General features: G+C 42.1%; 7 protein-coding genes and 1 tRNA gene. 3 read left to right on the top strand and 5 right to left on the bottom strand.

The annotated features are described in order from the left end of the window. Window positions 1-40: 40 nt before the first annotated feature. The 3 genes from ACK1U4_RS08570 to ppk2 all read right to left on the bottom strand — a co-directional run bounded on the left by ACK1U4_RS08570 (window position 41) and on the right by ppk2 (window position 3,737). Complete coding sequence (locus ACK1U4_RS08570) at window positions 41-1,624, bottom strand: ATP-binding protein (protein ID WP_419401111.1); 1,584 nt, start codon at window positions 1,622-1,624, stop codon at window positions 41-43. Window positions 1,625-1,658: 34 nt separating this feature from the next. Then, on the bottom strand, window positions 1,659-2,495 hold the full coding sequence (locus ACK1U4_RS08565) for a hypothetical protein (protein WP_419401110.1): 837 nt from the start codon (window positions 2,493-2,495) through the stop codon (window positions 1,659-1,661). Between the two features lie 81 nt (window positions 2,496-2,576). Further along, window positions 2,577-3,737: a polyphosphate kinase 2 gene (gene ppk2 / locus ACK1U4_RS08560; protein ID WP_419401109.1), complete on the bottom strand. Its 1,161-nt coding sequence runs from the start codon at window positions 3,735-3,737 to the stop codon at window positions 2,577-2,579. A gap of 187 nt (window positions 3,738-3,924) precedes the next feature. Here ppk2 and ACK1U4_RS08555 point away from each other — a divergent pair, with 187 nt between their 5' ends. From ACK1U4_RS08555 to ACK1U4_RS08545, 3 genes are all read left to right on the top strand, one after another. After that, window positions 3,925-6,348, top strand: a complete 2,424-nt coding sequence (locus tag ACK1U4_RS08555; protein ID WP_419401108.1) for an ATP-binding protein — start codon at window positions 3,925-3,927, stop codon at window positions 6,346-6,348. 39 nt (window positions 6,349-6,387) lie between these two features. Beyond that, window positions 6,388-7,332: a response regulator gene (locus tag ACK1U4_RS08550; RefSeq protein WP_419401107.1), complete on the top strand. Its 945-nt coding sequence runs from the start codon at window positions 6,388-6,390 to the stop codon at window positions 7,330-7,332. 89 nt (window positions 7,333-7,421) lie between these two features. Next, window positions 7,422-7,498 (top strand) — tRNA-Val (locus tag ACK1U4_RS08545). Window positions 7,499-8,282: 784 nt separating this feature from the next. On the opposite strand, the gene ACK1U4_RS08540 is transcribed toward ACK1U4_RS08545, so the two are convergent. Both ACK1U4_RS08540 and ACK1U4_RS08535 read right to left on the bottom strand, forming a co-directional pair. Then, complete coding sequence (locus ACK1U4_RS08540; protein WP_419401106.1) at window positions 8,283-9,794, bottom strand: aldehyde dehydrogenase family protein; 1,512 nt, start codon at window positions 9,792-9,794, stop codon at window positions 8,283-8,285. A 225-nt stretch (window positions 9,795-10,019) separates the two neighbouring features. Further along, window positions 10,020-11,729, bottom strand: a complete 1,710-nt coding sequence (locus tag ACK1U4_RS08535; RefSeq protein WP_419401105.1) for an alpha-keto acid decarboxylase family protein — start codon at window positions 11,727-11,729, stop codon at window positions 10,020-10,022. Window positions 11,730-12,174 lie beyond the last annotated feature (445 nt).

Below are 12,174 nucleotides of genomic sequence, written 5' to 3'. Positions count from 1 at the left end.
AGCGAAGTTGGGGAAATGGAAATTTTTAGCCAAAAACCCATTAGCTATCCGCAATAGCGTCATCAAGCTGTTGATAGGCAAAGTTTACGCTACGTTCCTGCTCAAAAAAATCCACCCCAATCAAATAAATTTGCCCAAACTCAGCTTGATATTTGGCAAAATAATTTTTCTCTTTAATCTGTTGTAATCCTTGATGATTTGGGGTGGGATCACTGGATTTGGTCAGCACTTTAAACTCAAAAATATACAGGCGATTGGCAAAGCTCACGACCATATCCATACGCCCTTGACTGGTGGTATCTTCCACTCGAATCGGCAAGCCAATACTGGCAAAATACGCATAAAAAACCGATGCCCAATACCCTTCAAAATGGGCAATGTTATTATTACGATGCCAATCATGCGGAATACTGGCAAAAAAACTGCGAATGACTGCAAACAATTGCTCAATATCATCATGCACAAAACTTTGATACAATCGGCTTTGGCTTTGGGTGATTTCACTGGGTTTTAATGGCAGGTATTTACCCAAAATCGCATGATTTAGGCTTTGCTGAACTTCGATATTGGGCAATTTAAGCGTATAAAAAACCCCATACGGTAATTGATGCCATGCCTCAATGGTCAGATAGCCTGTCTGAAATAGCAAAGCAATAGGGCTAATATCCCCCACATCAAATTGTGATAGCAACGCCCCATCCGTCAAGGTATTTTGTATTTGCGTGATATCCACTGCCTCAGACCACAGTTTATCCAATAAAAAGGTCGGCGAACCTGTGGCAAACCAATGTGCTTCATAGCGATAATTGGTCAAAAACAACAGCACATCAAAAGGATTATACACACGCTCACCTGTCCAATTATAGCCGTTATACCAATTTTTGAGCTGATTCAAATCCACGTTAGCCAATAAGTCAGCAAACGTTGCTTGTAGCTCAGCTTGGGTATAGCCACAAATCGCAGAAAATCGGCTGTCTAACGTGACATCCAGCAAGTTGTTTAAGCCAGAAAATAAATTTACCTTACTAAACTTTGACACCCCTGTCAGCATGGCAAAGTGAATATTGCGGTCTTGGGCTTTAATCACCGAATAAAAACTGCGTAACGTATCACGTATCGCCCGAGCCACGCTGGGATTTGTCAAATTATCTAAAATGGGCTTGTCATACTCATCAATCAACACCACCACACGTTGCTGATAATGTTGGCTAACGGTGCTAATTAATGCCTCAAACAACCAGCCGACATTCGGCTCATCAGCTAAACCAATCCCCAGTCGTTGGGCGTTTTGTTGTAACTGTAAATGAATACCATGCTTTAACTGCTCAACACTCTCGATGCCATCAATCACAAAACTAAGCCGTATCACTGGATAAGCGATAGACCAATCCCATTGATCATAGATGATCAAGCCCTTAAACAAGGCTTGATTCGCTTGAAACAACTCGGCAATGGTATCTAACGTCAAACTTTTACCAAACCGTCTAGGGCGAGATAAAAAGATAAATTGCTCTTTTACCAGCTCAAAAATATAGCCTGTTTTATCGACATAATGATAATGACCTTCTCTGATTTTTGCGAATGTCTGAATGCCAATGGGCAAGGCTTTTTTATCGGTGAGCATAGGGTTCTCCAAGTAAGGCGTTTTATGCACCATTTTATATATTTTGCCACACCGATTTATCATGGAAATCAGGCGGACTGACATGATGACTTGCCCAATAGCTTAACACAGGTTTATCCGCTTGTGACTGATACACCCAGCACGGATTGACCAACAATTCCCCTTTTGGTATTGGTAAAATTGTTGTTAATGCCTCCAATCGCAACACCATCGCTGTACGATGATGCAAAGAGGCGAGCGGATAAGCTTGTGCCAGCCATTGCACTTCATCGAGCATTTCACGACTGGCAGACTGCCAAAATCCCAATGAGCTGTCCATTGGCTGATTAAAAAAATTGATGTCCTTGCCATAATCCAATGCCTCGACTGGCAAGCGTCTAGGGGGCATTTGGCTAGGTGTGCGGTAGCTGTCAAAATAATACAGATTAAACGCCCCCTGCGGTGCAAGATTGATTTCTAAATAAGGGCTGTTGGCTCTGTCCTCAATAGGGCTATCACCACTGATAAAACATTCAAAACAAGTTTTTTCCCACAAATAATCTTGCCTTAATTCTCGCTCTAACGCCAACGGATTGACGGTAGCAAAATGACTGGCAATGCCTGCTTGAATCGCTGTCGATGAATCGGTTGCCATTGGGCTTGCCGTGTCAAATAATACAAATAAAAACTGGGTAGTTTTGACCAATTTGACATAAATGGTGGGTAAATTTGATGGGGTGATTTGTTCATCACTGGCTCGGCAATCACTGGCTTGGCAATCGTTGATTTGACCATCATCCGCACCCTCAAACATAGGCTTTAATAAGGTAGCAACCTCCGCCATTAGTGTGACGTTGGTTGAGGGCGTGGGTGATTTGTCAAATAATTGCATAGGGATTTCCTTGATTTTGATAATAAAAAACCACTGTTTAGTTTAACAGTGGTTTTGATAAAAACAATGATTTGTCATTAATTATTTTGACTGAATGGGGCTGTACGGCACTGCCAATTCAGAATGTTCGCCTTTTTCGTATAATGCCCCTGCACGACCGACAATCAATGGGTCAACTGTGCCGATGACTTTAGGGTCTTTGTTGTCATACGGTAGTTTATTTAACACATAACGCATGGCATTGAGTCTGGCACGTTTTTTGTCGGTAGACTTGATGACAATCCAAGGGGATTCGGCACTGTCGGTATTAAAGAACATGGTTTCTTTGGCAAGGGTATAGTCATCCCATTTATCCAATGAGGCTTTATCAATCGGTGATAGTTTCCATTGTTTGAGTGGGTGGGCTTCACGTTCGGCAAAACGGCGACGTTGTTCTTCACGGCTGACCGAGAACCAGAATTTGATTAAATGAATACCAGAGCTAATCAAATGTTTTTCAAATTCAGGTACTTGACGCATAAAGTCGTTGTATTGTTCTTCGGTACAAAAGCCCATCACACGCTCTACGCCTGCACGGTTATACCATGAACGGTCAAACAATACAATTTCACCTTTGGTAGGTAAGTGGTTGATATAGCGTTGGAAATACCATTGACCTGCTTCTTGTTCGGTTGGTTTTTCGAGGGCGATGACTTTCGCACCACGAGGGTTTAGGTGTTCCATAAAGCGTTTGATTGTACCACCTTTACCAGCGGCGTCACGTCCTTCAAAGATGATGACAATTTTTTGTCCTGTTTCTTTGACCCATTTTTGTAGTTTAAGCAATTCGACTTGTAGTTCATATTTTTGGGCTTCGTAGTTTTTACGTGACATACGATTTTTGTAGGGATAACCGCCATCACGCCAGTTACTAGCCAGTTCATCGTCTTTATTGACTTTGCCATGATACACAGGGGTAGGCGTGCCAAATAATTTTTTGACTTCGTTCACTTCATCTGCTGACATACCATCCAAGATAGCTTGTAAATGCTCTGTCATTTTTTCGATGTTACCTGCTTTCAAATCTGCTGTCATCACGCTTTCCATCGCACGTTTTTTGGCGTTGGCTTTTTCGCTGACGCCTGCTTGTTGTGATTGTTCTAGCAAGGCTTTTGGGTCGGTTTCGTAGGGTTGTTCAACCGCTTCGACTTTTGGGGCTGGTTTACGAGAGGTGGTACGGCGGTTATTAGGGGTGGTAGCCATAAAAATACTCCTGTGATAAAAAACCTAAAAGTGTAACAAATTATGTGATTAACTATAGACTATTTTTGGGATTAGGACAATCATTTATTGGTGTACGCTGATATATTGTTATGCACTTGCAAAATCTGTCAAAACAGCGTTTAATACAGGTAATAATACGTTGAAATAGAACTAAGGATGGTTCTGTATGGCACAGTTGTCTTCGCAACGGCAGGTTGCTTTATTTGACAGTATCAATACCAAGATGGCATTGGCACTGTTGTTGTTATTTTCATTGGTGACGATTGCGGTTATTTATACCATTAAGGTTGAAAATTATCCGCAAGTTCGCCTTGAGTCCGAAAAGCGTATCATCGAAAATGGTGAGCGTACCGTCAATATTTTATCCCAAGACCTCTATCGTACTGAGCAGATTGCCCTCAAAATGCAAAGCTTTGCCGAAGTTTTGCCATTGGATGATGCGTTGTTTGAAGCAGGGATGAGCCGTATTTTTACCAAAGCCCCTAAGCAGTATGTCACCAGTGGCGGTATTTGGGTGGATAAGGGGCAGTTTAATGGCAAAGACCAACAAACCTTTGTCAAAACCCTCAATAATGGTCAGTATGTTTCAGCCAATCCAGCACAGTTTGACCAAAGCCATTATCTCAATCAAGTGTGGTTTAATGCCATGCGTCAATTGCCTAGTCAAGGCTGTATTTGGGGCAATGTCGCCCCTTCGCAAGCCCAACAGGTGATGACGGTCAGCTGTAGCAGTCGTATTGACCGTAATCAACAGTTTTTTGGGGCATCCACGGTCAATATCACGTTGGGGCAAATTCAGCAAACTTTGGCGAATTTACAAAAAAACATTGGCAGTGGCTATATGTTGTTGGTGGATAATGGCGGGCAAATTATTGCTAGCTCAGACACCCAAAAAATTGCCGTGTTAAGTTCAACGGGTAAGCCTGCCACGCTGAATGATATTGCCCAAAAAAACCCTGCGTTACAACCTGTGGTCACTCGTCTTAATCAAGAAGTCACCACCTTAAATGGGTCGCTTGCACAACTGGCAAAAACCTATGGGGCGGATAGCCATATCTTGGAAGCGAGTAGTGACTATGATAGCCAAAATAACTTACCCAAAGGCTCAACGTTACAAAATTTATTGGCATTTTATGAAAGTAACAATGAGCAAATGGCGACTGATAAAACGCTTGAAAATAGCAGTGCTGATGCCAATACCAGTGCAAATGCCAGTGCCAATGCCAGTGACAAAAATGCCCTCAAGTCACATTTATTAGACAATGTTACCTTGAGTAGCGACAAGTTTTTGGGGGATGATGCCCAAGCCTATATTTTCCAATTACCCCAAACCCATTGGAAGCTTATCAGCGTCAGACCGAATCGAGGGGTGAATGCGTTTGCTGATGCCTTTACAGGGCGATTATTGACCGCTTTGTTATTCTCATTGGTGGCGATGGCAGGCTTTGTATATTTGTTATTACAAGCGATGATTTTATTGCCATTAAAACGCTTTAGTAACCGTGTGGGGATTGCCGAGCAAGTCATCGGTAAACAACAATACAATCAATTAAGCGATATCCGATTTAGCCAAGGTCGTGATGAAATCGGTGTGTTAAATCAATCTACACGCAACCTGCTTCAACGGATTCAAGACAATGAGGGGCAATTGGCGACCATTAACCAACAACTTGAACAAAAGGTCATCGAACGTACCCAAGATTTGCAAACGGCATTATCTGACCTAAAAGCCTCACAAGTGCAATTGATTCGCTCCGAAAAAATGGCAACACTGGGGCAAATGGTGGCAGGTGTGGCACATGAGGTCAATACGCCATTATCTTATGTACAAAATAACCTCGAATTGATTCAGATGCTCACCCACCAATATGAAGGGTTAAGCGTTGGTTTGCAACAGCTTACCGAAGCCATTCAAGCCGAAGATGATGAGGCAATACAAACGGTATTGGCGGATGTGCTACAAATTAATGAAGAATTGAATGAAGACCAAATCAATGATGAGCTAGAACAATTGGTCAAAGATTCGCTATTTGGTATCGAACAAATCTCGGATATGGTGGTCAATTTACGTAACTTTGCTCGGATTGATGAAAGTAAAGTCAAAAGCGTGAACATTGAAGACTGTGTCAATACCGCATTAACGATGGTGAGAAATAACCTTAAATACCATGATGTCAGAACTGACTTTGGCTCTACACCTTCGATTACCTGCTCGCCTTCGCAGATGAATCAAGTATTGCTAAATCTGTTTAACAATGCCCACCAAGCCATTGCGACAGGTAAAGAAGGGAAAATTTATATTCGCACCCATGCTGATAATGACTGGGTTTATATTGATGTCAAAGACAATGGTCATGGTATGAGTGAAGCGACTTTAGCACGGATTTTTGAGCCATTTTTTACCACCAAAAAAGCAGGTGAAGGCACAGGATTGGGTATGGCAATTAGCCAACAAATCATGGAACAGCATCACGGTGGCATTGAGGTCAAATCCAAAGAAGGAGTTGGTACAGTATTTCGTTTACGTTTGCCAATCCATTCGGCATTAACCCCACAAGAACAGTCAATCATTGATGAAAATGATGAATAAACTGTCAGGAAATATCAACGTATATAAAGGATTTGCATTATGGATATGAACTTAACCAATACGATAGATAGCAATAGCCATAAACCCAAAGTAGCATTTATTGATGATGAAAGTCGCATTTTACGTACTATGTCGCTACTATTTCGCCGTAGCCATGACGTGTTTATCACCACTGACCCCAATGAATATATTAACTTTATCAAGACCCATAAAGTCCATGTGGCGGTGAGTGACCAACGCATGCCAGAGCGTGAAGGGGTGGATATTCTGCGAGAAGTTAAAGAAGTATCGCCTGATACTATTCGTATTTTGTTGACAGGTTATGCAGATTTACAAGCTATCCTAGGCTCTATTAATGATGGTGAAATCTATCGCTACCTAACCAAACCCTGTAAATCCGAAGAGCTACTTAAAGTCATCGGTCGAGCCACAGAAATCGCCCTGTCAAGCCAACCAACCACCCAAACGCCACAGATTTCAACGGATGAACGAACCAAAAAATTACTAATCATTGATGACAATCCGCACGTACCCGAAAAGGTGCAGGCGTGTTTTGGTAATCGTTATGAGTTTTTTTATGCCAGAACATTGGATGAGGCGTATGAATACCTCGGTAGCCATGATATTGGCGTTTGTTTGACGGATGTCACGGTTGGCGGTGAAAATATCGCCCCTGTGATTTATACCCTCAAACAATATGCCCCCAACCTCATCGTATTGGTGCAGACGCAATTTCAAGATGCCCATTTATTGATTGATTTGATTAATAAAGGGCAGATTTATCGCTGTTTACCCAAGCCGATTCGCCCCAATCTATTGCAATTAAGCCTTGATAGGGGATTTGAGCAATATCAAAAACTGATAGACAGCCCAACACTGACCCAACGTTATGAAGTGGAGGTGGATAATTCCGAGCAGACCCAAGCAAGTATTTCGAGCAAAATCAAAGGTTTTATTGGTCGGTTGCGTCTAAAATTTGGCTAATAAAAAAATTGTAAATAATACTTGCAAATCTATAAAAAATTGGTAGAATAGCAACCCACTGAATGCAGTAACTGTTAGTCAGTAATTTTAGGCGTATAGCTCAGTTGGTTAGAGCACCACCTTGACATGGTGGGGGTCGATGGTTCGAATCCGTTTACGCCTACCACATTCAAAAAACCCCAATCACACGATTGGGGTTTTTTATTGCGTGTGTTTTCAAGGGTTTAGCCGTCATTTAAGGAAAAGTGATTATGACCACTTTTCTCGTTTTGGGCACAGTTTTTTGGCTGAAATTTTTTATGTGCCCATTTTGTGCCCAAATTGTGCCTTGATGATTTTTTGAGCAGATTTTTGGTGACACCCACCCAATTACTTTAAATACCCTGAACCGTACCGAGATTGTCGGAGACCTCAAAATCTGAGAGAATACCGACATGAAAAAACCACCATACCCAATAGAAGTTAAGTAATCAGCACAGAATTCGAAGCATATTGTACGCTAATGAATTTTTTTGGGTTTTATCCCATTTTTATGCAAAAAATGAGCCAAATTTTTAATAATTGATAAAAGAAATCCTACATCAAACCCTTTTAATCATAAATTTATGCAATTTGATTCTCTTGGTTTTAGTAGATAGCGGAAAGCCAATAAATAGGCAGAAGCTTAAGAAAATAAAAAGCTCTATGGAAAATATATGTTTTCCATAGGTTACTCCCATTATCACGCTAATTTATATTAGTATGATACTCGACAAAATTCCTTAGCGTACAATATGCTTCGAATTCTGTGCTGACCCCTATAAGTCGAGCTAAACTAGATTATCATATAAAAAATTTCGTTTAAGAGTCTTTCTGCAAAAGAGACTGTAAAATATTTTGTGTAAACCCCGTTTAGCTACATAGGTTTACACAAAAATTTTTGCAACCTTCTTTTTAAAACACCAACTAATTTAGAAAAACCCCATCGCTTTTGGTGAGTAACTGACCAATAAGTTTTTGGTTTGTTGGTAATGCTCAAGCATCATTTTGTGGTTTTCACGTCCGATGCCTGATTTTTTGTAGCCACCAAATGCCGCATGAGCTGGGTAATTGTGGTAGCAGTTGGTGAATACTCGCCCTGCTTCGATACCACGCCCTACACGATAGGCTGTATTAACATCTCGTGTCCACACGCCAGAGCATAGTCCATAATCACTGTCATTGGCAATCGCTAGAGCTTCGTCAATATCTTTAAAGGTCGTGACGGACAACACAGGACCAAAGATTTCTTCTTTAAAAATCCGCATCTCATTAGTACCTTTAAAAATCGTTGGCTCAATATAGAACCCTGCACCGACTTCTTCACGAGCATTACCGCCTGTAAGCAGTTCTGCCCCTTCTTGCTGACCGATATCGATGTATTTCAAGATTTTGTCTTGCTGTTCTTGTGAGGCTTGAGCCCCCACCATGGTATCGGTATCGAGCGGATGCCCGAGCTTGATACGCTTGACTCGCTCAACGGCTTTTTTGATAAATTCGTCTGCGATGCTTTCATGCACTAACGCACGAGATGGACAAGTACAAACCTCACCTTGATTGAGGGCAAACATACTCAAGCCTTCGAGGGCTTTGTCCAAAAACTCATCGTCTTTATCCATCACATCGGCAAAGAAAATATTTGGTGATTTACCACCCAATTCGAGCGTGACAGGGATGATATTTTTGCTAGCGTATTCCATGATATAGTGACCGACTTCGGTCGAACCTGTAAACGCCACTTTGCCAATACGAGGGCTAGAGGCAAGGTATTTACCCACTTCTGCACCCATACCATTGACGATATTTAAAATACCTTTTGGTAATAAATCAGCAATCAACTCCATCACAATCAGCACGCTAACAGGGGTTTGCTCGGCAGGTTTTAGCACGATACAGTTGCCTGCGGCGAGGGCTGGGGCGACTTTCCACGCCCATAATAGAATCGGGAAATTCCACGCAATAATCTGTCCGACCACACCAATCGGCTCATGGAAATGATACGCCACGGTGTCATCATCAATCTGACTGATACCGCCTTCTTGAGCACGGATACAGCCTGCAAAATAGCGGAAATGGTCAATCGCCAATGGAATGTCCGCCACCAATGACTCACGAATCGGCTTGCCATTGTCCCACGTTTCGGCAACCGCAATCATCTCAAGATTTTGCTCCATGCGGTCGGCGATTTTGAGTAATAGATTTGAGCGAGTGGTCGGTGAAGTTTTGCCCCATTCGATTTTGGCATTATGGGCGGCATCTAAGGCAAGCTCAACGTCTTCGGCAGTCGAGCGAGGGGCTTTGGTAAAGACTTTACCATCCACAGGCGACAGATTGTCAAAGTATTGACCTTTGACAGGGGCGACCCATTCGCCATTGATAAAGTTTTCGTATTGCGGTTTAAAATTGACTTTTGCACCGTCAGTATTGGGGTTGGCATAACGCATGATACACTCCTTGTGTTTTATAATAAACTGACCTTGAGGTCAGGGGTTGAGTAAAATCCATTTTTACTATGCTTTAATAATAGGGCTTACACAAAAATACCATTTGTAGGTTGGGTCGAAGTATGAGACCCAACATAAGCTATTAATAACGTTGGGTTTCGCACGCTCAACCCAACCTACAATTTCTGCAAATGTGTAAATCCCAAATAAAATTCTTTAACTCACCTACACTTCCCTTGCCGATTTTTTTAGGGCGTTGGCAATTTCTTCGAGTAGTGGTGGAATATCGAGTTTGTCAGTCATTACTTCAATAAATATCAGTTTATCACGGGTATTATTGGCAGTATCAAGGGCTTGTCGTAGCTTATTGGGGGTGGTGACTTTTAGGGTTAGACAATTTTCATCCGTTGCCCCAAATGCCTTTGGCATCAGTTGCCAATCGCATTGCGGAATGTCATTGTACATCTCAAGTTCGCCATGAATCGCTCGCTCGACCGTGTAGCCATCATTGTTAATCAGCAGAATCACAGGGTGGGTTTTTTCTCGTAACATAACCGCCAAATCTTGAATCGTTAGCAAAGCTGACCCATCACCAATCAATAGTACGCTACGTTTGCTAGGCGAGGCAATCGAAGCCCCAAGACTGGCAGGTAAGGTATAACCTATCGAACCCCACATTGGCTGTCCATAAAAGGTCACGCCTTTTGGCATTCGCACATCACACATCCCAAAATACGACGTACCTTGCTCGGCAAAAATCAGATTACGCCCATCAAGGCTTTCAGCGATAATTTCCCATAAATCCACCTGTCGCAATGGTTCATCATTGCCACCTTGTTGGACATGCTCACCCACTTTGCCAATCAATGGCTTTGGCACAATGTTGATGCCTGAAGTCATCACTTCGTGTAGCACTTTTAGCGAATCTTTAAGAGCGATGGGGGCAAAGGTTTTATCACCCACACTCGCTCGCTCAAAATGCAACTCTAGCACACGGCTCGGCTCAATTTTCATGCTAAAGCCTGCGGTGGTGGTATCGGTATAATTCACGCCAATTTTTATCAAACACTCAGCATTTTCGACAGCATCTTTGACCACAGGGCGAGAAGCGACCCCTGCATACGTCCCTGCCCAACGCTCACTATGCTCATCTAGCAAGGTCTTGCCCCAAGATAGCGTGGTAAAAGGCACATCAGTATCATCAATCAAAGCTTTAAGCTTCGACTGCAAGCCCATACGATGCACCATCAAATCAGCGATTAACGTGGTGGTCTTGTTGGGTAAAAACTCAGTAATGGCTTGGCGAAAATCCGCTAAGGCTTGCTCACTGGTGATATTTTCAACATCTTCTATCAGCTTGGTAGAAGGCAGATAAATCGGCGTACGAGCCACATCAGGCGATAGTAAGAGATAACCAGGGCGATGTTGCTTTAGAATTGCCCGAATCACACGGTCAATTTCGGAGGTGGCATTTTCGGGGGTGATTTTGGCATGAGCGACCGTTACTGAGCGTATCATTTCCATAAAATGATTGAACACGCCATCGCCTAGCGAATGGTGAATACGGCGTTTACTATCTTGTAACGCCATTGAGGGTGCACCCACGATATGTAGCACAGGGGCATATTCAGCAAACGAGCCTGCGGTGGCATTGACTGCTGACAATTCGCCTACCCCAAAGGTCGTCACCATCGCTGCAAAGCCACGCTCACGGGCGTAGCCGTCAGCTGCATAACCTGCATTGAGTTCATTAGCATTACCGACCCAGCGTAGTTTATCAGAGGCGACAATATTATCTAAAAAGGTCAGGTTAAAATCGCCTGGCACACCAAAGACTTCACTTGCCCCTGCTTCAGCGACACGGTCAAATAAATAATCAGCGATGGTATAGGTGGGTTTGGTATTAGAGGCATTAATAGATGATGAGACAAGCATAATTATTTTCTTCCTTGAAAAAATTTTGCGATGATTTATATCAAAAAGATACCGTAACTTTAAAACATAATCAATCGTTTTTTTTCATATTCCAAAAAGTTTAACAAAATAACTAACGGCTCAAACTAGATAGTGAATTTTACGACTCGCTAATGAAAAACAGAATACCTTGGTTTATTAGACATTACTACATCACTTAAAATACTCGACAAAACTACTTACCGCCGTGTTTTTTCCGTTTTCTGTGGTGACCCCTAATAAGTTATTCGATAGGGCAATAATTGTCACAAGCTTACCTTTCAATTATCACAAGAAATTTTTTGGTATTTTAGAAAAATTAAATAAGGTTGAATCGAGGATAAGTTATGAACTGAAGTTACGCACTTCAATAAAAACAAGGTATTATAAAAAAAAGCAAGTCACTAAGAGCCGACAAATGAATAGA

Origin of the sequence: Moraxella sp. TY6 (assembly GCF_048551375.1) — a bacterium.
Lineage (GTDB): Bacteria > Pseudomonadota > Gammaproteobacteria > Pseudomonadales > Moraxellaceae > Faucicola.
This window is presented reverse-complemented; position numbering and strand designations above follow the sequence as displayed.

Bases quoted from the DNA above. Each gene is read 5' to 3' on its own strand.
- ACK1U4_RS08565 (WP_419401110.1), bottom strand. From the start codon at position 2,495: ATGCAATTATTTGACAAATCACCCACGCCCTCAACCAACGTCACACTA.
- ppk2 (WP_419401109.1), bottom strand. From the start codon at position 3,737: ATGGCTACCACCCCTAATAACCGCCGTACCACCTCTCGTAAACCAGCC.
- ACK1U4_RS08540 (WP_419401106.1), bottom strand. From the start codon at position 9,794: ATGCGTTATGCCAACCCCAATACTGACGGTGCAAAAGTCAATTTTAAA.
- ACK1U4_RS08550 (WP_419401107.1), top strand. From the start codon at position 6,388: ATGGATATGAACTTAACCAATACGATAGATAGCAATAGCCATAAACCC.
- ACK1U4_RS08535 (WP_419401105.1), bottom strand. From the start codon at position 11,729: ATGCTTGTCTCATCATCTATTAATGCCTCTAATACCAAACCCACCTAT.
- ACK1U4_RS08570 (WP_419401111.1), bottom strand. From the start codon at position 1,624: ATGCTCACCGATAAAAAAGCCTTGCCCATTGGCATTCAGACATTCGCA.
- ACK1U4_RS08555 (WP_419401108.1), top strand. From the start codon at position 3,925: ATGGCACAGTTGTCTTCGCAACGGCAGGTTGCTTTATTTGACAGTATC.